The sequence below is a fragment of the Streptomyces sp. NPDC046900 genome (genome assembly GCF_040644975.1).
Taxonomy (GTDB): Bacteria; Actinomycetota; Actinomycetes; order Streptomycetales; family Streptomycetaceae; genus Streptomyces.
This window is the reverse complement of sequence record NZ_JBEYXD010000046.1, coordinates 18,850-39,914: the sequence shown is the minus strand read 5'-3', so window position 1 is coordinate 39,914 and position 21,065 is coordinate 18,850. Positions and strand designations below refer to the sequence as shown.

18 protein-coding genes and 1 pseudogene are annotated in these 21,065 nt (G+C 70.0%); 16 read left to right on the top strand and 3 right to left on the bottom strand.

The window, feature by feature from the left end:
• Positions 1 to 564 precede the first annotated feature (564 nt).
• The 13 genes from ABZ904_RS32695 to cofC all read left to right on the top strand — a co-directional run bounded on the left by ABZ904_RS32695 (position 565) and on the right by cofC (position 14,892).
• Entirely contained in the window at positions 565 to 1,761 is a 1,197-nt protein-coding gene (locus ABZ904_RS32695) for a CoA transferase (protein ID WP_361827387.1), read from the top strand.
• Between the two features lie 46 nt (positions 1,762 to 1,807).
• Positions 1,808 to 2,695: a TIGR03619 family F420-dependent LLM class oxidoreductase gene (locus ABZ904_RS32690; RefSeq protein ID WP_359406982.1), complete on the top strand. Its 888-nt coding sequence runs from the start codon at positions 1,808 to 1,810 to the stop codon at positions 2,693 to 2,695.
• Between the two features lie 24 nt (positions 2,696 to 2,719).
• On the top strand, positions 2,720 to 4,168 hold the full coding sequence (locus tag ABZ904_RS32685; RefSeq protein WP_361827383.1) for an aldehyde dehydrogenase family protein: 1,449 nt from the start codon (positions 2,720 to 2,722) through the stop codon (positions 4,166 to 4,168).
• Positions 4,150 to 5,772, top strand: a complete 1,623-nt coding sequence (locus ABZ904_RS32680; protein ID WP_361827380.1) for an AMP-binding protein — start codon at positions 4,150 to 4,152, stop codon at positions 5,770 to 5,772. Before ABZ904_RS32685 ends, ABZ904_RS32680 begins: the two co-directional genes overlap by 19 nt.
• 154 nt (positions 5,773 to 5,926) lie before the next feature.
• Positions 5,927 to 6,397: a VOC family protein gene (locus tag ABZ904_RS32675; protein ID WP_359406991.1), complete on the top strand. Its 471-nt coding sequence runs from the start codon at positions 5,927 to 5,929 to the stop codon at positions 6,395 to 6,397.
• Positions 6,398 to 6,430: 33 nt separating this feature from the next.
• Entirely contained in the window at positions 6,431 to 7,234 is an 804-nt protein-coding gene (locus ABZ904_RS32670; RefSeq protein WP_359406994.1) for an IclR family transcriptional regulator, read from the top strand.
• A gap of 89 nt (positions 7,235 to 7,323) precedes the next feature.
• Positions 7,324 to 7,992, top strand: a complete 669-nt coding sequence (npdG, locus tag ABZ904_RS32665) for an NADPH-dependent F420 reductase (protein ID WP_359406997.1) — start codon at positions 7,324 to 7,326, stop codon at positions 7,990 to 7,992.
• Positions 7,989 to 8,312: an NIPSNAP family protein gene (locus tag ABZ904_RS32660; protein WP_359407000.1), complete on the top strand. Its 324-nt coding sequence runs from the start codon at positions 7,989 to 7,991 to the stop codon at positions 8,310 to 8,312. Before npdG ends, ABZ904_RS32660 begins: the two co-directional genes overlap by 4 nt.
• A 125-nt stretch (positions 8,313 to 8,437) precedes the next feature.
• Positions 8,438 to 9,502, top strand: coding sequence for an LLM class flavin-dependent oxidoreductase (locus ABZ904_RS32655; RefSeq protein WP_361000144.1), 1,065 nt, complete (start codon positions 8,438 to 8,440; stop codon positions 9,500 to 9,502).
• Positions 9,499 to 10,152 (top strand): enoyl-CoA hydratase/isomerase family protein, encoded by a 654-nt coding sequence (locus ABZ904_RS32650; protein ID WP_361000147.1) that lies wholly within the window; start codon positions 9,499 to 9,501, stop codon positions 10,150 to 10,152. Before ABZ904_RS32655 ends, ABZ904_RS32650 begins: the two co-directional genes overlap by 4 nt.
• A gap of 77 nt (positions 10,153 to 10,229) precedes the next feature.
• Positions 10,230 to 11,384 carry an acyl-CoA dehydrogenase family protein gene (locus tag ABZ904_RS32645; protein WP_359407009.1) on the top strand — a complete coding sequence of 385 codons (1,155 nt, stop codon included), beginning with the start codon at positions 10,230 to 10,232 and terminating at the stop codon, positions 11,382 to 11,384.
• Complete coding sequence (locus tag ABZ904_RS32640; RefSeq protein ID WP_361827421.1) at positions 11,381 to 13,987, top strand: bifunctional FO biosynthesis protein CofGH; 2,607 nt, start codon at positions 11,381 to 11,383, stop codon at positions 13,985 to 13,987. The genes ABZ904_RS32645 and ABZ904_RS32640 overlap by 4 nt, the downstream gene beginning before the upstream one ends.
• Positions 13,984 to 14,892, top strand: coding sequence for a 2-phospho-L-lactate guanylyltransferase (gene cofC, locus ABZ904_RS32635; protein WP_359407012.1), 909 nt, complete (start codon positions 13,984 to 13,986; stop codon positions 14,890 to 14,892). The genes ABZ904_RS32640 and cofC overlap by 4 nt, the downstream gene beginning before the upstream one ends.
• 243 nt (positions 14,893 to 15,135) lie before the next feature.
• Here cofC and ABZ904_RS32630 read toward each other — a convergent pair whose 3' ends face one another.
• From ABZ904_RS32630 to ABZ904_RS32620, 3 genes and pseudogenes are all read right to left on the bottom strand, one after another.
• A complete protein-coding gene (locus ABZ904_RS32630) occupies positions 15,136 to 15,594 on the bottom strand; it encodes a MaoC family dehydratase (RefSeq protein WP_361827374.1) in 459 nt (152 codons plus the stop codon).
• Between the two features lie 84 nt (positions 15,595 to 15,678).
• Positions 15,679 to 16,904: pseudogene (locus ABZ904_RS32625) on the bottom strand (acetyl-CoA C-acetyltransferase).
• A 117-nt stretch (positions 16,905 to 17,021) separates the two neighbouring features.
• The gene (locus ABZ904_RS32620; RefSeq protein WP_359407045.1) at positions 17,022 to 17,924 is read right to left on the bottom strand and encodes a LysR family transcriptional regulator; all 903 of its coding nucleotides are present in this window, start codon (positions 17,922 to 17,924) and stop codon (positions 17,022 to 17,024) included.
• A gap of 149 nt (positions 17,925 to 18,073) precedes the next feature.
• Here ABZ904_RS32620 and ABZ904_RS32615 point away from each other — a divergent pair, with 149 nt between their 5' ends.
• The 3 genes from ABZ904_RS32615 (at position 18,074) to ABZ904_RS32605 (ending at position 21,008) form a co-directional block, all read left to right on the top strand.
• A complete protein-coding gene (locus ABZ904_RS32615; RefSeq protein WP_359407018.1) occupies positions 18,074 to 18,196 on the top strand; it encodes a hypothetical protein in 123 nt (40 codons plus the stop codon).
• A 228-nt stretch (positions 18,197 to 18,424) separates the two neighbouring features.
• Positions 18,425 to 19,966, top strand: coding sequence for a 3-hydroxyacyl-CoA dehydrogenase (locus ABZ904_RS32610; protein ID WP_361000154.1), 1,542 nt, complete (start codon positions 18,425 to 18,427; stop codon positions 19,964 to 19,966).
• 256 nt (positions 19,967 to 20,222) lie between these two features.
• Entirely contained in the window at positions 20,223 to 21,008 is a 786-nt protein-coding gene (locus ABZ904_RS32605) for an electron transfer flavoprotein subunit beta/FixA family protein (RefSeq protein WP_359407024.1), read from the top strand.
• The last annotated feature ends 57 nt before the right edge of the window (positions 21,009 to 21,065 follow it).

The following is a 21,065-nucleotide window of genomic DNA, read 5'->3' as shown; positions in this document are numbered from 1 at the left end:
AACGGTAGGGCAAAGGCGACGGAACGCTGCCAGTTCCCGGGGGTGTGGTTGATCGGCAGAACTGTACACGTCGACGCCGGAGCGGCTGAACGTGCGAGCGAAACCCCCAGTGAGCGTCGGATTCCTTGATCGACTCCTGTCGGTCGAGGCTTTTTCGCGCCCTCGCAGGCAAGAAGGTTGCCGCCCGGCTCTCGATCCGGTCGGCACCCGCCCGCATCCGTCTTCGCCCCGATTCCCGTTCGCTCGCGCCGTGTTCGGGCCGACCCGGCACCGGTGGCCGTTCGTACCCGGCCCCTCCTCGCTGCCGTGCGTCCAACTCCCGCCACTCTCCGATGGCGCGCGGTGGGTTGAACTCCAAGTTGCTTTCAGATGAAGCGAGTTGCTGACTTTTCACGCTTGCGCACCAGCCCTCCGGTCCGGTCGTCGACGGCCCGGCATCAGGGTCCGGGGCTGAGGGCGCCCTTCCCGGAAGTCTCCGGAGGAGCCTTGACGCCGATGAAGAGCATACCTATGGTCGTTCCAAATGCTGACGCCAGTTCGAGATAATGAACAGGGTGGCCAAGGATGACTCAGCAGGTTCGGGCTTTGGCAGGAACGCGGGTGATCGACGCCGCGACGATGGTTGCGGGCCCGCTGGGCGCGTCGATCCTGGCTGACTTCGGTGCCGATGTGATCAAGGTGGAGCCCCTCGCAGGGGACGAGTCTCGTACGTTCGGTCCTGGCCGCGACGGTATGAGCGGTGTCTACGCCGGGGTCAACCGGAACAAGCGGGCGATCGCACTCGACCTGCGCACGGAGGAGGGACGGGACCTCTTTCACGAGCTGTGCGCCGGCGCCGACGTGCTGATCGAGAACATGCTCCCCGCTGTGCAGGCGAAGTTCGGCCTGACCACCGAAGAGCTCCGGGAGCGCCATCCCCACCTGATCTGCCTGAACGTGAGCGGCTACGGTGACAGCGGCCCGATGGTCGGCCGGCCCGCGCTGGACCCTGTTGCCCAGGCCCTCACCGGCATGATCCAGGCCACCGGGGACACCGACGGCCGCGGCATCAAGGCCGGCCCGCCGGTGGCCGACAGCTCGGCCGGCTACCTTGTCGCCATCGCGGCCCTGGTCTCGCTCTTCGCGAAGCAGAAGACCGGAGCCGGTCAGAACGGCTCAGTCTCGCTGGTGGCTTCGCTGTTCCACCTGCAGTCTCCGTGGCTGGGCCAGTACATGCTGGCCGACTACGTGGCGCCGCGCGTCGGCAACGCGAGCAACTTCTACGCGCCGTACAACGCGTACGTGACGCGTGACGGCGGGGCCGTCCACATGGTCGCCTTCAACGACCGGCACTTCGAGCGGTTCGTGAAGGCGGCGGGCGCCGAGCACCTGCTCGACGACGAGCGGTTCGCGAACGCCGCGAGCCGGCTGTCCCACCGCGAGGAGCTCGACGAGGTGCTCGCTCCCTGGTTCGCCGAGCGCGACCGGGACGACATCGTCACCCTGCTCACCGAGCAGAACATTATCTGCGCCCCTGTCCTCGCCTACGACGAGGCCGTGGAGCACCCCCAGATCCGCGCGCTCGACCTGGTCGTCGACCTGGAGAGCAAGGCCCTCGGCGAGGTCCGGGTGCCAGGCCTGCCGATCAAGCTGTCGGACACTCCCGGCCGTGTGGAGCGTCCGCCGAGCGTCCTGGGCGAGCACAGCGCCGAGCTCCTCAAGGAGCTCGGACACAACGACCAAGACATCGCGCGGCTGCTGGCAGCGCGAGTCGTCCGCTGACCTCACAACATCTTGTGAAATCACAACGTCCTGACAGGAGCATCACATGAAGGTTGGTATCAGGATCCCCGGCGCCGGTCCCTGGGCCGGACCGGACGCGATCAGCGAGGTCTCCCGCTACGCGGAGAAGATCGGCTTCGACTCGCTGTGGATGACTGACCACGTGGCCCTGCCCACGAAGGTGGAGACGGCCTACCCGTACACCGCCGACGGCAAGTTCCTCTGGGCGCCCGAAACCCCCTACCTGGACTGCCTCACCGCGCTGACCTGGGCCGCGGCCGCGACGGAGACGGTCGAGCTGGGCACGTCCTGCCTGATCCTGCCGTGGCGCCCGCTGGTGCAGACATCGAAGACACTAGTGAGCATCGACGTCCTGTCAAAGGGCCGGCTGTCCGTCGCCATCGGCGTCGGCTGGATGAAGGAGCAGTTCGAGGCGCTGGGCGCGCCGTTCAAGGACCGCGGCCGCCGGGTGACCGAGATGGTCAAGGCCATGCGCCAGATGTGGACCGAGGACGAGGTCTCCTGGGACGGCGACTTCTACAACCTGCACGACTTCATGATGTTCCCCAAGCCCGTGCGCGGCACAATCCCGGTCTGGTTTGCCGGCTACAGCGAGGCATCGCTGCGCCGCATCGCCGCTATCGGTGACGGCTGGCACCCGCTGGCCGTGGGCCCGGAGGACTACGCGGGCTACCTCGCCACACTGCGGTCGTACGTGGCCGAGGCCGGCCGCGACATGAGCGAGATCACGCTCACGGCGCGCCCGCTGCGCAAGGCGCCCTACAACGCCGAGACGATCGAGGCGTACGGCGACCTCGGTGTCACGCACTTCATCTGCGACACCTCATTCGAGCACGCCACGCTCGAGTCCGCGATGGAGGAGCTGCAGGCTCTCGCCGAGGCGGTCCTGCCGACCGCGCACCGTCTCCCCTGAGGCCCGACCGTAAAGGAGTCGATCATGCGTGCACTGACCTCAAATGTTCCGCTGGTCCTCGGTGACCAGCTCACAGACGCCTCGAACGGGGCCACGTTCGATACCGTCAACCCCGCCGACGGCAGCGTCATCGCGAAGGTCGCCGAGGCGAGCGTGGACGACGTCGCCCGTGCCGTCGAGGCCGCACAGGCCGGCGCCAAGGCGTGGAAGCGGATGCGGCCCTCGCAGCGCACCCGCCTGATGCTGCGCTACGCGGCGCTCATCGAGGCGAACAAGGAGCAGCTCGCCGAGGTGCAGACCCGCGACATGGGCAAGCCGATCCGCGAGTCCTCGGCGATCGACCTGCCAGTCATGGTCGAGACCGTCGAGTACTTCGCCGGCCTCGTGACCAAGATCGAGGGACGGACGATCCCAGCCCCCGGTCGCTTCCTGAACTACACGGTGCGTGAGTCGATCGGTGTGGTCGGTGCGATCACCCCGTGGAACTTCCCCGCCGTGCAGTCGATCTGGAAGATCGCGCCGGCGCTGGCGATGGGCAACTCCGTCGTCCTCAAGCCGGCGCAGCTGGCACCCCTCGTCCCAGTGGCGCTGGGCGAGCTGGCCCTGGAGGCCGGCATCCCCGCCGGCGTCGTGAACGTCCTGCCGGGCCGCGGCTCGGTGGCGGGCAACGCACTGGTCCGGCACCCGGGTGTTGGCAAGGTCACCTTCACCGGTTCGACCGAGATAGGCCAGGAGATCGGCCGGATGGCGGCGGACCGGCTGATCACCGCCTCGCTGGAGCTGGGCGGCAAGTCGGCGCTGGTCGCCTTCGCGGACGCGTCCCCGAAGACGATCGCCGACGTGGTCTTCACAGCGATGTACGGCAACCAGGGCGAGACCTGCACCGCGCCCAGCCGACTCCTGGTCGAGCGCCCGATCTACGACGAGGTCGTGGAGCTGGTCAAGGCCCGGGTCGACGCGGCCCGGGTAGGCGACCCGCTCGATCCCGAGACGGAGATCGGCCCGCTGGTCAACGCGGCGCAGCGCGATTCGGTTCACTCCTATGTCGTGTCGGGTGCCGAGGAGGGCGCCCGTCTTCTGGCGGGCAGCACCGAGGCTCCGGCAGAGGGTCCGGGCTTCTTCTACCAGCCGGCGCTGTTCACGGACGTCACCCCGGACATGCGGATCGCTCGCGAGGAGATCTTCGGGCCCGTCCTCGGTGTGCTGCCGTTCGAGGGCGAGGAGCAGGCGATCGAGCTGGCGAACGACACGTTCTACGGACTCGCAGCCGGCGTGTTCACCCGCGATGTCGGCCGGGCCCTGCGCTTCGCGGGGACGCTGGACGCCGGAAACGTGTGGATCAACAGCTGGGGCGTACTCAACCCGGCTTCGCCGTACCGCGGGTTCCGCCACAGCGGCTACGGCAGTGACCTCGGTCGCAGCGCGATCGAGAGCTTCACGAAGGAGAAGAGCGTATGGGCACGTCTGGACTAGCGCCACAGGGCGCCGACGTGCCGGTCGTCGCCCACCTGCGGGAACTGCGGGGCCTCGCCCGGTGGTCGCCCGCTCTGGACTACTCGATCGCGCAGGACGCGCTCTTCGCGCAGGATCCGGACGCGGTGGCCGTGCTCACGGCCGGACCCCAGGAAGTCGGCCAGATCACGTTCGGCGAGGTGCAGCAGGCCTCGCTGCGGATCAGCGATGTGCTGCGCGCGCAGGGCGTCGCTCCGGGCGACCGGGTCGCGCTCTACCTCGATCCCTCGCCGGCAGCGGCGGAGGCCGTCTTCGGGGTGCTGGCAGCCGGGGCGGTGTTGCTCCCGATCCCGCGGCTCCTGGCCGGCAGCTCCGTCGCCCACCGCCTGACCGACTCGGGGGCGAAGGTCCTCGTCACGGACGGGCTGGGTCTCGAGCGGCTGCGGTCGACGGGCTGCGACGTCGAGGGCCGTGTCGTGATGACGGTCGATGGTGCCGAGGGGAAGGGGATCGCGGGCCGGAAGGTCGACAACCACTCCGACGCTCCCTGGCCGGTCGGTCCGACGCACCCCGCCCTGCTGATGTACACCTCGGGCACCAGTGGCCTGCCCAAGGGCATCCTGCACGGCCACCAGGTACTGCTCGGCCACGCCGGAGTGGACTACGCCTTCGAGCTGTTCCAGCCCGGGGACGTCTACTACGGGACGGCCGACTGGGGTTGGATCGGCGGCCTCATGCTGGGGCTCGTCGTCCCGTGGTCGTTCGGCGTCCCGGTCGTCGCGCAGCGGCAGACGCATTTCGACGCGGACGCCACGCTGGACCTGTTCGCGCGGTGCGGTGTCACGACCGCGTTCCTGCCGCCCTCGGTCCTGCGCTTGCTGCAGGCGAACGGCCGGGCGCCGGAGCGCAGGCTGCGTGCCGTCGTCACCGGCGGCGAGCCGGCGGGGCGTGCCGAGATGGCGTGGTCCCGGCTGCACCTGTCGCAGGCCGTGAACAAGGCGTACGGTCAGACCGAGGCGAACGGTCTCATCGGTGACTCGGCGACGCTGGGGTCCGTCGATGACGACACGATGGGCGCCCCGTATCCGGGTCACACCATCGCGCTGCTCGGCGAGGACGGCCGGGAGGTCGCCCACGGTGAGGCTGGAGAGATCGCCCTGCGGCTTCCCGACCCGGTCGCGTTGCTGGGGATCTGGGATGCGAAGACCGAGAGCCCGGTGCCCCCGGCCGGTGACTGGCACCGGACGAACGACCTAGCCAGGCGTGCCCACGGACAGCGCCTGGAGTACCTGGGCCGGGCGGACGACGTCATCAAGAGCCGTGGCTACCGGATCGGCCCCTCGGAGATCGAGGACGCCCTGGTGAAGCACCCGCTGGTGGCCGAGGCCGCCGCGGTCGGCATCCCGGACGACAAGATCGGCCAGCGGGTGAAGGTCTTCCTGCGGTTCACCGGCGCCGAGGCCGGCGCCGAGGTCGGAGAGGCGCTCCGATCCGAGTTGTGCGACCTGGTGGCCGCCACGGTCGGGCCGCACGCCAAACCCCGTGAGTTCGAGGTGGTTTCGTCCCTCCCGAGGACCGAGACCGGGAAGCTCCTCCGGCGCGAGCTTGCTCCGGCGACGCACTGAACGGCGAATGTCGCCAATCCCGGAACCGGCCCCGCGCGGGACCCGGAGCCACGGAGCACCACCCGGAGCTCTCCACGCCCTACCCCGGCACTGCCCCCGGCGGCGTCCGTGCCCGGATGTCACATACAGACACACATCACGAGAGGGACCACCTATGCGTAGATTCTGGCATGTCGGTCTCAACGTCACCGACATGGACCGCACCATCGAGTTCTACAAGCTCGTGGGCTTCGAGGTCGTGCAGGACAAGGAGGTCGACGACGTCAACCTCGCGCGGGCGTTCATGATTGCACAGGGCAGCAAGCTGCGCTTCGCGCACATGCGCCTGAACAACTCGCCCGACGAGGCGATGCTCGACATCATCGAGTGGCGCGACGTGCCAGCGACCCGCGAGCGGTCCATCGCCGACACCGTCAACCCCGGCCTGTGCCGCTTCTCGATCCTCACGGACGACATCCAGGGCGAGTACGACCGCCTGAGCGACGCGGGCGTCAAGTTCCTGCACACCCCCCAGACCGTCATGGCTCCCGACGGAGTGAACGGGTGGAAGATCCTTTTCGCGGCGGACCCCGACGGTACGCTGTTCCACTTTGTCGAGTTGGTAGGGGACTCAGCCAAGCACTGAGACTTCCCTGACCGGAAAGCAGGAGACGTGGCGATGGGGCCTTCCGAATCCAGCGGCGTGAACGTCGACGACGATGCCGCCGACCAGGGATCCGGGGTTCTCGTGCCGGCGGTATCGCGCACGGTACGGGTACTCGATCACCTGGTCCGGCACAGAAGCGGGGCGACGGTCACCGAACTCGCCAACTCGTGCGGGTTGGCCAAGAGCACGGCGTCGAACCTGATTCGGACGATGGTCAGCGAAGGTCTCATCGAGTACAGCTCCGACACTCGGCGCTACAACTTGGGACCGTTGCTCGTGGAATACGGCGTGGCAGCGGTCACCAGGACCACCCCGGTCACCGAGGCGCGGCCGTTCATGGAGCGGCTGGCCGAGCGGACCGAACTGGCGTGCCTCGCGATTTCACCGATGCCTGACGGGCACTTCACCGCGATCGCGAAGATCGAGAGCCGCAAGGACATCAAGATCACGATCGAGATCGGCTCCCGATTCGACCGGGACGCGCCGCTGCTCAGCCGACTGGCCGACGCGTGGCGTGACGGCGTGCAGGCCGCGGCCGACGATCCGCGCCGCGAGGAAGTGCGCTCCCGCGGCTTCGGAGTCGTCTTCGGCGAGTACGCCCCCGAGCTGAACGTCATGGGTTTCCCCGTCTTCGACCGGGACGGGCAACCCTGCCTCGTGATCAGCCTCCTCGGCATGGGAACGGATCTCACGCCGCAGGACATCGACGAGTTGGCCCCCTACCTGGTCACCGCCGCGCGGGCCATCACAGTACGCAGCGGCGGCCGGGTACCGGACGACTACCCGGAGGCCGGCCCGGAGCGATCCGCCGGCTGATCCCACCAGACTCACAGGCCCGGCACCGCACCGCCGGGCCTGTGACCCCGCACCGCCGGTCGCGGGCACATTCTTGAGGAGCACGAACCATGGACAACCACACCATCGCCGTTGTGGGAGGTACCGGTCCACAGGGCAAGGGCCTGGCCCTGCACTTCGCCCGCGCCGGCCACAAGGTCGCCATCGGATCCCGCTCGGCCGGGCGCGCCGAGGAGGCCGCGGCCGAGATCCGCGCGCGTGCCGGCTCGGCCGTCGACGTGCTCGGCCTGGACAACCGGGGCGCCGTCGAGGCGGCCGAGGCCGTCCTGATCGTCGTGCCCTGGGACGGACACAAGGAGCTGGTCGAGGCTCTCGCGCCAGCCCTGGCGGGGAAGCTGGTCATCAGCTGCGTCAACCCGCTCGGCTTCGACAAGCGCGGCGCGTACGGCCTGGCCGTCGAGGACGGCAGCGCCGCCGAGCAGACCCAGGAGCTCGTGCCCGACGCGGTGGTCGTGGGGGCGTTCCATCACCTGTCCGCGGTCTCCCTGTGGGAGGCGGAAGGCCCCCTCGGCCACGAGGACGTCCTGGTGGTGGGCGACGACAAGGACGCCAAGGAGAAGGTCGCCGCGCTCGCAGCGACGATCACCGGCCGTCCCGGTATCGACGGCGGTGCCCTGCGCCTGGCCCGTCAGCTGGAGCCGCTCACGGCCGTGCTCATCAACATCAACCGACGCTACAAGACCCGCTCGGGCGTCTCGGTCTCCGGGATCCCGGCATGATCCTCGAACTGCGCGAGTACATCGCGCTGCCGGATAGGACCGAAGACCTGCACCGGCGCTTCGCCGACGAGACCGTGGCCCTCTTCAGGGAATCCGGTCTGGACCTTAGGGGTTTCTGGCACGTCGTCGACGACCGGCGGCGGATCTACTACCTCTGCGCGTTCGAGGACGTCGACGCGGCAATCGCGTTCTGGGATGCCTTCAGGGCGGATCCGCGGTGGATCGAGCTGAAGGAACGCAGTGAGGCTGACGGCCCGTTGATCGAGGAAATCGTGAGCACATACCTCACGGAGCCCGACTACGTGGCAGCTCATCGCTGATTTTCCGGTGGGGGCGGATGCGGTCGCGCATTCGGCCCACCGTGACTGACCGGCAGGCGTTGAGAGCCCCGGCCGGAATGGATTTTGCATCCTTCTGTTCAATATCGTGGACACAGTTCACCATCGTGAATCGAGAGTCGATGATCAAGGGCATTCAGCTACACGCCTGGGCGAGTGGACCGAGCCTGGTCGAGGTCGCCGAAGTCGCTGCTCGGACCTTCGAGACGATCTGGGTCACCGACCAGATGCAGTCACGAGGAGCGGGCGCCGTCCTGGGGGCGATCGCGGCCAGGACCGGAGCCGGTGTCGGCACGGCGGTGACGTTCCCGTTCGGGCGCAACCCCCTGGAACAGGCGTCCACGATGGCCACGTTGGCCGAGTTCATGCCGGAGGGCCGCCAGGTCAGCATGGGGATCGGAACCGGCGGTGGCCTGGTGCGCGCCCTGATGGAGCGGCAGCAGCCCGTCGGCCGCGTCGCCGAGCTCATCAGGTTCTGCCGCGCGCTCTGGCGGGGCGAGACCGTCCGTATGGGCGACTACCCCCTCACCTGCGCGGACCTGGGCCTGCGCGAGGACGGTCGCGCGTCCCTCGACTGGGTCGAGGACCCCGCGGTCCGGGTGATCGTGGCCGGCACGGGACCCAAGGTCCTGGAAATGACGGGCGAGTTGGCCGACGGTGTGATCTGCGCGAGCAACTTCCCGGCGCACAGCCTCGCGGCCTTTCGCAGCGGCCAGTTCGACGCGGTCAGCAACCTCGATCGCCTCGAAGCCGGCCGGGAGCGCAGCGACCGCTCAGAGTTCACGCGCATATACGGGGTCAACATGTCCATCTCGGCGGACCGCGACCGCGCCACCGCCGCCGCCCGCATGCAGGCTGCCCTGATCGTGTCCCAGCAGCCGCACGAGAACCTGCAGCAAGTCGGCTTCGAACAGTCCGACTACGCGGCGACCCGCGAGGCCGTCCACGCGGGCCGGGGCGTCGCCGCCGCGGCCGAACTCCTGCCCCAGTACGTGGCCGACCAGCTCGTCATCTCGGGAACGCCCGGCGACTGCATCGAGCTGCTCGTAGAACTCCTCGACTACGCCCGCAGGGCCGGCTTCACCGAGGCATACCTCGGAGCTCCCGTCGGCCCAGACCCGGCGGAAGCCGTGGACCTGCTCACCACCAAAGTCCTTCCGGAGTTCATATGAACGCCGCTGCGGACGGGACACCGCTGTGCCTGTCGGAGATCGAGGGCGGCGTCGTGACGGTGACGCTGAACCGCCCCGACGCGCGTAACGCGATGAACCTCCCGTTGCTCCAGCAGCTGGTCGCGGCGCTCAGGGACGCCCGCGAACAGGGCGTCGACGTCCTGCTGCTGAAGGCGCAGGGCCCGGCCTTCTGCGCGGGCGCCGATGTGCGGTCGGACGACGGCACCGCGGTGGGCCGGCCGGGTCTGCGGCGGCGGCTGATCGAGGATGCGTGCGACCTCGTCGAGGCGTTCCCCGCCTCGGTAGCCGCCGTGCAGGGTCCGGCGGTGGGCGGAGGATGGGCGCTGGCCGTCGCCGCTGTGGTCACGCTGGCGACTCCGGGCGCGATGTTCCGCTTCCCGGAGCTTCGGCTGGGCTTCCTGCCCCCGGACCAGACGGTCCGGCGCCTGCGGGCCTGCGTCGGTCCCGCGGCGGCGTTCCGGCTGCTGGTGGCGGATGAACGTTTCACCGGGGACGACCTGGCCCGGCTCGGCCTGGTCGACGTGGTCGAGGCCGCAGACCTCGGCCACCGGGCCCGGCACCTCGCCGAGCAGTTCGCGGCCGCGCCGTCCGATCTTGTCCAGACCCTCCGGACGGCGCTCACCACCTGACTTCCCCTGTGGCGACCGCGCCGTTCGGACCACCCGATCCACACGGCCGCCCGATCCCCTTCGGAAAGGCGACAACCATGAGTGCGAACCCGTTCATCGAGTCCGAGGACCAGGAACAGTTGCGGGCCACGGCCCGTGCTGTGATCGCACGTCACGCTCCCCAGCGTGACGTGCGGATCTGGGACGAGGAGGGCTCCTACCCCGAACACCTCTACCGCGAGATCGCGAAGCTGGGCTGGTACGACATCGTCGCGGACGACGAGCCCGTTGAGGGCATGGCTGGCCTGTTGATCGCGCTGTGCGAGGAGGTCGGGCGGGCCAGTTCGGACCTGGTCGCGCTGCTGAACCTGAACATCAGCGGGATCCGGGACCTGATCCGCTGGGGCACCCTCGCACAGCAGGAGAAGTACGCCGAGCCCGTGCTGCGCGGCGACAGCCGGTTCTCCATCGCGGTCTCGGAGCCCGATGTCGGCTCGGACGCGGCGAGCGTGTCGACGACCGCGGAGCGCGTCGAGGGCGGCTGGCTGCTGAACGGGCAGAAGACGTACTGCGAGGGCGCGGGGATCCCGGGCACGATGATGGAGCTGTTCGCGAAGATCGGCGACAGCGGTCGCAAGCGCGACGACCTGGCCGTGTTCCTGGTCCCGTCGGACCACCCGGATGTGGAGATCCGCCGTATGCCGGCCCTGGGCCGCAACATCAGCGGGATCTACGAGGTGTTCCTCCACGACGTCCTGGTACCGGACGAGGCCCTGCTGGGCGAGCCGGGCCAGGGCTGGCAGATCCTGAAGGAGCGGCTGGTCCTGGAACGGGTCATGATCAGCTCAGGGTTCCTGGGCAGTGTCGGACAGGTCCTGGACATGACGGTCGAGTACGCCAACGAGCGCGAGCAGTTCGGGAAGACGATCTCGTCGTACCAGGGTGTGACGCTACCGCTCGCGGAGATGTTCGTCCGCAAGGACGCGGCGCGTTGCGCGGTGCAGCGGTCGGCGGCGTTCTTCGACGCGGGCCTGCCGTGCGAGACGGAGAGCACGATGGCGAAGTTCCTGTGCGGCCAGATCTACGCAGAGGCGTCGGCGCTGGCGGTGCAACTGCAGGGCGCGTACGGCTACGTCCGCGACCACACCCTGCCGATGCACCACTCGGACGGGATCATCGCGCGGGTCGTGGCGGGCCCGCCGTCGGTGCAGCTGAACTTCATCGCGCGGTCCATGGGCCTGCGCGCCCACTGACCACGCTCGAGCGTCCACATGAGGAGACCGCGGTGACTTCGGCATCCGTACGCCGTGCCCTGGCCAGAGCCAGGGCTGGCAAGAACATCGACCGCCGGGAGGCGGCGACCCTGCTCGGGGCGCGCGGCGGCGACCTGGCCTCGCTGTGCGAGGTGGCCGGGTCCATGCGCTCGGCGGGTCTCCTCGACGCGGGGAGGCCCGGCATCGTCACCTACAGCAAGAAGGTGTTCGTGCCGCTGACCCGGCTGTGCCGGGACCGGTGCCACTACTGCACGTTCGCGACCACTCCGGGCCGGGTCGAGGAGGCCTACCTCACGCCGGGGCAGGTCCTCGACATCGCCCGCGAGGGAGCCCGACTGGGCTGCAAGGAGGCCCTGTTCACGCTCGGGGACCGTCCGGAGGACCGGTGGAAGGCCGCCCGGGAGTGGCTGGACGCCCACGGCTACGAGGACACCCTGGCGTATGTGCGGTCGATGGCGATCCTGGTGCTGGAGGAGACCGGCCTGATCCCGCATCTGAACCCGGGGGTGATGAGCTGGACGGAGCTGCAGCGCCTGAAGCCGGTCGCGGGGTCGATGGGCCTGATGCTGGAATCGACGGCGCGGTCGCTGTGGGCGGAGCCGGGGGGCTGCCACTACGGGTCTCCGGACAAGGACCCCGCGGTGCGGCTGCGGACCATCGAGGACGCCTCCCGCAGCAGTATCCCCTTCACGACGGGGATCCTGATCGGTATCGGCGAGAGTGCCGAAGACCGGGTCGAGTCGATCCTGGAGATCCGTCGCATCGCCCGGCAGTACGGGGCGGTCCAGGAAGTGATTGTGCAGAATTTCCGGGCGAAGCCGAACACGGCGATGAGGTCGGTGCCGGACGCGGATCTGGAGGAGTACCTCGCGGTGATCGCGGTCGCGAGGATCCTGCTGGGTCCGAAGATGCGGATCCAGGCTCCGCCGAACCTGTCCGACCCGAACGAGCTGCGGCTCCTGCTTGCGGCCGGCGTCGACGACTGGGGCGGCGTTTCACCCCTAACACCCGACCACGTCAACCCCGAACGGCCCTGGCCGCAGCTGGAGCGCCTCGCGGAACTGAGCGCCGGCGCCGGATTCGAACTGCGCGAACGCCTCGCGGCGCAGCCGGAGTACATCCGTGCGGGCAGCCCGTGGGCGGACGCCCGCGTCCAGCCGCACCTGCGGGCACTCGCGGAACCGGACACCGGCCTGGCCGCGGACGTGCTGCCGGTGGGCATGCCGTGGCAGGAAGCTGCCGAGGCCGTCTCGTCCGGGCGGACCGACCTGCACACCGCGATCGACCGGGAAGGCCGGCTCACCACCGCGCGCGGTGACTTCGACAACGTGTTCGGCGACTGGCAGGTCCTGGCCGACCAGGTCAACAGCCTCCCCACCGGGGCTGGCGCGAGTGCGCCGGAGCGCCTCGACAGCGATGTCGCCGACGCCCTGCGGGCGGCCGAACGAGACCCGGCGGGCATCACGGACGCGCAGGCGTTGGCACTGGCCTACGCGGACGGTCCGGAGCTCGACGCGATGTGCCGGCTCGCGGACCAGGTCCGTCGGTCCGCAGTCGGTGAGACCGTCACCTACGTGGTGAACCGCAATGTGAACTTCAGCAACGTCTGCTATGTCGGCTGCCGGTTCTGCGCGTTCGCGCAGCGGGAGACCGATGTGGACGCCTACCGGCTGTCGCTGGGCGAGGTCGGCGACCGGGTCGGGCAGGCCTGGGCCGTGGGCGCGACGGAGGTGTGCATGCAGGGCGGTATCGACCCGGCCCTGCCCAGCAGCGTCCACCACGACCTCGCCCGCGCGGTCAAGGAGCGCTGTCCGGACATGCACCTGCACGCGTTCTCCCCGATGGAGATCATCAGCGGCGCGTCCCGGATGGGGATCTCCGTCGCCGAGTGGCTGGCCGGGGCGCGCGAGGCGGGGCTGGACTCCATCCCGGGCACGGCCGCGGAGATCCTCGACGACGAGGTCCGCTGGATCCTGACCAAGGGCAAGCTCCCCGCCGCGGAGTGGATCCGGGTGGTGAAGACCGCACACGGGCTGGGGATCCCCACGACCGCGACCATGATGTACGGACACGTCGACGAGCCACGGCACTGGGTGGGGCACCTGCGGACCCTGGTCGCCATCCAGCGGGAGACGGGCGGGTTCACCGAGTTCGTGCCGCTGCCGTTCGTGCACCATTCCTCCCCGATCTATCTCGCCGGGATCGCGCGGCCGGGCCCGACCCACCGGGACAACCGGGCCGTCCACGCCCTCGCGCGCCTGCTGATGCACGGGTATGTCGACAACATCGAGTGCTCATGGGTGAAGCTGTCGCCCGAGCAGTGCGAACAGATGCTGCGCGGGGGTGCCAACGACCTGGGCGGGACGCTGATGGAGGAGACCATCAGCCGGATGGCAGGCTCGACGAACGGGTCGATGAAGACCATCGCGGACATCGAGGCCCTCGCCGCGGCGGCCGGCCGCCCGGCCCGGCAGCGTTCGACGACCTACGGCCGGGTCAGCGCGGAACGCGCGGAAGCCGCCCGCCGGTTCGACACGGAAGTCCACCGGGTCGTGCCCTTGAGCGTCGGATTCGTAAGATGACCACCAAGCGGCACCACCACAGCCACCGGGACGGGGGTGGGAACGACCACGCCTGCAATTCTGCCGACATGGGCGGACACCGCGACAACCGTCCGCGCTCCGAAGTGCGTTGGTCCGTAGTCATCCCGCAGAAAGACCTCCGCCTGGCGAAGAGCCGCCTCGAACTCGACTCCCGCGACCGGCAGCGGGTCGCGAGTGCCCTGTTCCGCGACACCGTGACCGCCGCGCAGCACACCCCCGGCGTGTCCACGGTCATCGTCGTGGTCGACCGGATCCAGGACCTCGAACCCGTCGTCGACCTCGGTGTCGGACACGTCCTCGGGACCGGCCAGGGTCTCAACGGGGCCTTGCGCCAAGGCGAACTGGCCGCCCGCGCCGGCCGACCCGGGTGCGGGATCGCCGCGCTCCCCGCCGACCTGCCCCTGATCGAACCCGCGGTCCTCACCCGGGCCCTGGCCGAGGCCGGGGCCCATGACCGGGCGTTCCTCCCCGACGCGGACGACCAGGGCACCACCCTGCTCACCGCGCGTCCCGGACACGCGCTCGGCCCGGTCTACGGAATCGGCTCCCGTCAGGCCCACCGCCGCTCAGGCGCCGTCGAACTGACCGAACCCGGTCTCGCCGCGCTGCGCTACGACCTCGACTGCCTCGCACACCTCGCCCTCGTCCCACCCTTGGCGCGACATACCCACCTATCCGACGTACTGGCGCATCTGAAGCCGGTTTCGTCGCTCGCGGATAATTCGTACCTCCCCGGTGTTCTCAGCCGTCTCCTGCCGCCGCGGGACCGTGACGGCGCGGACGACGGACAGGTGGTCGGGTCCGCGACCGGGGGAGAGGCGTCCGGTCCGCGCCCTTCGCCCAGACACCTCAGGGTGGACGAGCCGAGGCGCTACGCCGGCTGAAGTCCCTGGAACTGCGACCCCGGTCCTCGCGGCCGGGGGTGTTGTGCTGTACGGACTCCTGACGGGCGACCAGGTTGGTGCCGGCGAGTGCGCGTCGCGGAGCACAGCCGCCGGTGGAGAGTTGGAGGGCGTTGTTCTGCCGGCGTCGCGCGTCACCGGCCGGAGACACGTGAACGACCTTGGCGGCCAGAGAAATCGAGGGTGCCTGGCCGCCAAGGTCGTTGTTTCTCCGGGATGGCCTCTTTACGGGTAGTAGTGCGTGAGGGACTCCGCGACGCAGCCGGGCTTCTCGGATCCTTCGAGTTCGAAGGTGAAGGCGCGGTGTACCTGGATCCCGCCCCGGCTCACCTCGCGCACTTCGGTGATCTCGGCGTGCAGGCGGATCTTGCTGCCGACCGGCACGGGTGCGGGGAAACGGACCTTGTTCACACCGTAGTTGAGGGCCATGCCCACGCCGGTGACTTGCAGGAGTTCCGCCACCATGGGGATGCCCCAGCTGAGCACCATGTAGCCGTGCGCGATCGTGCGCCCGAACGGGCCCTCGGCCGCGCGCGCGACGTCGGTGTGGATCCACTGGCCGTCGCCGGAGACTGCCGCGAAGGTATCGATGAGGTCCTGAGTGACTTCCTTCCACTCGGAGTGTCCGAGATCGCGGCCGGCCAGCTTCGCGATCTCCGGTATGCCGTTGACGGTCACTGTCACGATGGGCTCCGATTTCCTTGGCTCATTGCCTCGTTGGACGACGGCCGGCCATCGGCCGGTCGGTGTGTACGGTCCGGCGGGGCGTCAGCCGGTGATGCGTTCGAACACCGCGGCCAGGCCCTGGCCTCCGCCGATGCACATCGTCTCCAGGCCGTAGTGGGTCTCCCTGTGGTGTATCTCGCGCACGAGGGTGGCCAGGATCCGGGCGCCGGTCGCCCCGACGGGGTGGCCGAGCGAGATGCCGGAGCCGTTGACGTTGATCCGCTCGTGGTCGCCGTCGGTCAGACCCAGCATCCGCGTGCAGGCCAGTACCTGGGCGGCGAAGGCCTCGTTGAGCTCGATCAGGCCCATGTCGGTGAGGGACAGCCCGGCCCTCTCCAGGGCCTTACGGGTGGCGGGCACCGGGCCGAGCCCCATGGTCTCGGCGGCCACCCCGGCGCGGGCGAAGGACACCAGTCGCACCAGCGGGTTCAGGCGCAGGCGCTCGGCGGTGGCGCGGGTGGTCACCAGACACGCGGCTGCCGCGTCGTTCTGACCGCTGGCGTTGCCCGCGGTGACGGTCGCCTCCGGGTCGGACTTGCCCATGATCGGCCGGAGCGCGGCCAGTTGCTCCGCCGTCGTGGCGGGGCGGGGGTGCTCATCCTCGGTCACGGTGACCTCGCACCTGCGGGTGCGCGCGGTGACGGGGACGATCTCGTCCTTGAACAGCCCGGCCGCCATGGCGGCCGCGGTGCGCTGCTGGGAGCGCACCGCGAGGGCGTCCTGGTCCTCGCGCGATATGGAGTACTCGCGGCGAAGGTTCTCCGCGGTCTCGATCATGCCGCCGGGGATCGGGTGGTTGACGCCGCCGGCGGTGGCCCGGCCGCGCGCCAGGGCGTCGTGGAGTTCGAGGCTCGGCCTCCTGATGCCCCACCTGCCGTCGTGCGTGTAGAAGGGGGCCGCGCTCATGACGTCCACCCCGCCCGCGACGACGACATCGCTGAAGCCACTGCGGATCTGCATGGCGGCGTCGAGCACGGCTTGGAGGCCCGATCCGCAACGGCGGTCGATCTGGATGCCGGTCACCGAGTCGGGCAGCCCCCCGCGTCGAGGGCGGCGACCCGCCCGATCGCGGGGGCGTCGGAGGTCGGGTAGGCGTGTCCGAGGATCACCTCGTCGATCCGCTCGGGGTCGATCCCGGTGCGGCCGACGATCTCGGCGATGACGAGCGCCGCCAGGTCGGCGGGCCGCTGGTTCGCGAGCGCGCCGCCGAAGCGGCCGATCGGCGTTCGCAGCGGCTCGCAGATGACGACGTCGGCGTGTTCGGACATGCGACAGCCTTTCCCTGGTGGGGAAGTTCTCCGGCAGAGCCGTTCACCCCCGAGCCTCGCACCACGACACCAGGAAGATCCAATACTTGATTCACGTCCAACTCGGACGAAAATCGTCTAGATGCTCAGGGTGGGGGTCGGCAGGGCCTCCTCGGCCACGGCGAGGACCGAGCGCAGCGCGGCCGACGGGTTGTCCGTACGCCAGGCCAGGGCCGCCTGGAGCCGGATGGGCGGCCCGGCCAGCGGGCGGTACACCAGGCCGGTCTGCTGGACGTGCAGGCAGGACGTCAGGGTCAGTGTCACCCCGACTCCGGCGGCCACCAGGGCCAGGATGGTGTGGGAGTCCGGAGCCTCCTGGACCACCCGCGGCGTGAAGCCGGTCGAGTCGCACGCCTGGAACGTGGCGTCGCGCAGGCTGGACCCGGCGTTGGCGGGGAAGCTCACGAAGGGCTCCTCGGCCAGGGCGGCGATCGGGACGCGATCACGCTGGGCCAGGGGATGGTAGGAGGGCAGCGCGCAGATCATCTCCTCCTCGCCGATGACCCGCAGTCTCACGCCCGGGTGCGTGGCCGACGGCCGTACGAAAGCGAGGTCCAGCGAGCCCTCCGCGACGCGCGCCAGCCCCGCGTTGGCGTACGTCTGACCCTTCAGGACCAGCTCGATGCCGGGGTGGACGGCTCTGACGGCACGGGTCAGCCGGGGCAGGCTCTCATGACTGGAGGCGCCGGCGAAGCCCACGGTCACCTGCCCGTAGTGGCCCAGCCCGGCGGCCTTGGCGGCCCGTGTGGCCAGGTCGAGGTCCTTGAGCACGGTACGTACCGGCTCCAGGTAGGACTGGCCCGCGCTGGTGAGCTTGACCGAGCGGGTGTTGCGCTCGAAGAGCTGGACCCCCAGCTCCTTCTCCAACTGCCGGATCTGCTGGCTCAGCGGTGGCTGGGCCATCTGGAGCCGCTTGGCGGCACGGCCGAAGTGCAGCTCCTCGGCGACGGCTACGAAAGCGACCAGGCGGCGCAGTTCCATGGTGGTTCCCACTGTTCCGACTCCGGGACGGATCCCAGTCATTCATCGAATGAACGTCTCAAAGCGTGTGCCATTTGGTATTGGACACTAATGGATTGCGGCTGGCACCGTAAGACCGTCCACGCAACCGCTCCGAGCAGCGTGCAGCCGTGGTCGGAACGAACACGATGTGGGAGGCGGTCCCCTGGACCGTCCGCGGCGGTGGTGCCTTCGCGGCTGAGGGGCTCGCGGATGCGCAGGTCTGGACTGACGTAAGGGGACTGGAGTCCTGATGTGGCGCACGAGCGGAGCCCACGGTCCGGCTCGGACCGCGGCCGCTCACGTCGGCAGGCGCTCGACCTCGATGCGTGTCAACGGGATCCGGGCACGGGAGGCAGTAAGGGGCACGCGTCCCGCCGGCGGCTGCGGACCGCGACGGCCGGGCGAGGACGGTGGCCCCGGCTCCCGTCCCACCGGGGCGGGAGCCGGCAACCGAGAACCGAGAGGGACGCGAGATCCACATGCGAATCAGGATTGTCGGTGCCGGTGCCATGGGCCGCGGTATCGCCCAGTGGGCGGCGGTCGCCGGCCACACCATCGAACTCGCCGATGTACGGCAGGAGGCCGTGGGCGAGGCCATCGGGTTCGTCCGGCACATGCTCGAACGCGCCGTCCAGAAGCAGCGGATGACCGATGAGGCCGCCGAAGCCGCTTCGGCGCGGATGCTCTCGGTGGATTCGCCGGCCGCGCCGGGCGACGACGTGGAGCTCGTCATCGAGGCGGTCCGCGAGGACCTGGGCACCAAGACTGAGCTGTTCCGGCAGATGGAGGACGTCCTGCCCGCGGGCGCGGTCTTCGCGACCAACACGTCCTCGCTGCCTGTGACGCAGATCGCGTCGGGACTCCTCGACCCGTCCCGCCTTTGCGGCCTGCACTTCTTCAATCCCGTACCACTGATGAAGATCGTCGAGGTCATCCCGGGTGCGCTGACCCGCCCCGAGATCCCCCAGACCCTCGCCGAGCTGGTTCGGGGTACCGGACACGCCGCGGTGGTCGTGTCGGACACCCCCGGCTTCCTGATCAACCACGTCGGCCGCGGCCTGGTCACCGAGGCGTTCGCGCTGCTGGAGGAGTCCGTCTGCGACACGACGGGCATCGACCGCATCGTCCGCGACGTCCTCGGACTGCGCATGGGCCCCTTCGAGTTGATGGACCTCACCGGCCTGGACGTGACGGCCGTGGTGACCGACTCCATCTGGGAGGGCTTCCGGCACTCCGACCGGCTGCGTCCCTCTTACCTCGCTCCCAACCGGGTGGCGGCGGGTCTGCACGGCCGCAAGACCGGGCGCGGCTTCTACGCGTACGGCCCGGGCATCCCGGCGCCCGCCGACCTGCCGGAACAGCCGGTCACCGGTGATGCCGACCGGCCGGTGTGGGTCGCTGGTGAGGGCCGGGACAGCGACACACTGAGCACGGTGCTCGGCGAGTCGGGGGCGGCCGTCGAAAAGGGATCCGCGCCCTCGGACCAGGCTCTCGTGCTGTCCCCGGTCTGGGGAACGACCGTCGCCGCCGTGATCGCCGAGGGCGGCCTGCCGGCCGAGCGCACCCTGGGCGTCGACCCACTGTCACTCACCGCCCGCCGCCGGGTACTGGCCATGACCCCGGCGTCCGAGGAGGCCGCGGTGTGCGACGCGCGCGCGGTGCTGGCGCGGGCGGCCGACGGTGCCGGGGCCGTCCCGGTGTCCGTCGTGCGCGACACGGCGGGTTCGGTCGCCCAGCGGGTGCTGGCGTCGATCGTCTCGGTGGCGGCCTCCGTCGCGGAGCGCTCCATCGCGGCCCCCGGTGACATCGACGTCGCGGTGACGGCGGGACTCGGCTACCCCGTCGGCCCGCTGGCCTGGGGCGACCGGATCGGGGCCCAGCGCCTGCTCCACCTCCAGGAAGGGCTCCACCGCAGCACCGGTGACCCGCGGTACCGGCCGACCCGGTGGATCACCGAGCGGGCGCAGCTCGGCCTGCCGCTCACCGAACTGGGCGCCGTGCCGCCGACCGCCGGCACCTAGGCGAGCGCCGCCCGCACCCGGGAACGGATCGCCGCGGCCCGCGCGGCCGCGGTCCGGACCGCCGGCACCGGCCCCTCGGACGGAGCGCGGACGCCGGCCCCGCGGAGGCGGCGGGAGCCAGCCGCTGCCGGCCGGCGAACACCGAAAGCAACCGATGGCCCGGGACCCTGCCGGAGTGGACGGTGGGCTACGACTCGCGCCCCCCGACACAACGATCGAACCGCACGACAACGCACAAGCAGAAGGAAGAACAGCCATGACCCTGAGGATCGCCGTCTGTGTGAAGTACGTGCCTGACGCGACCGGCGACCGGCACTTCGCCGACGACTCGACGGCCGACCGTGAAGACGTCGCAGGACTTCTCTCGGAGCTCGACGAGTACGCGGTCGAGCAAGCCCTCCAGATCGCCGACGAGTCGGACGACGCCGAGATCACCGTACTGACGGTGGGCCCCGAGGACGCCAGGGAGGCATTGCGCAAGGCGCTGTCCATGGGCGCTGACCGCGCCGTGCACGTGGAGGACGACGACCTGCACGGCACGGACGCACTGGGCACCTCGCTCGTGCTCGCCAAGGCCGTCGAGCACATCGGCTATGACCTCGTCGTCTGCGGCATGGCCTCCACGGACGGCGCGATGGGTGTCCTGCCCGCACTGCTGGCCGAGCGCTTGGACGTTCCGCAGGCCACCTTCCTCTCCGAGGTCTCGGTGACCGACGGTCAGGTCACGGGCCGCCGGGACAGCGACGCGGCGTCCGAGTGGCTTCAGGCGTTCCTGCCTGCGGTCGTGTCGGTGACCGACCAGTCCGGTGAGGCCCGCTACCCGTCGTTCAAGGGCATCATGGCGGCCAAGAAGAAGACGGTGGAGGCCCTCGACCTGTCGGACCTCGGCATCGACGCCGACGAGGTGGGCCTCAAGGGTGCCTGGACCGCTGTCGAGGCGGTGGCCGAGCGCCCGGCCCGCACCGCGGGCACGATCGTCACGGACGAGGGCGAGGGCGGCAAGCAGCTCGCGGAGTTCCTGGCGGCCCAGAAGTACCTCTGAGGTCGGCCGACGCCCACCCACCCCCGTCCTTCTTCTTCATTCGCAGGAGACACGTTC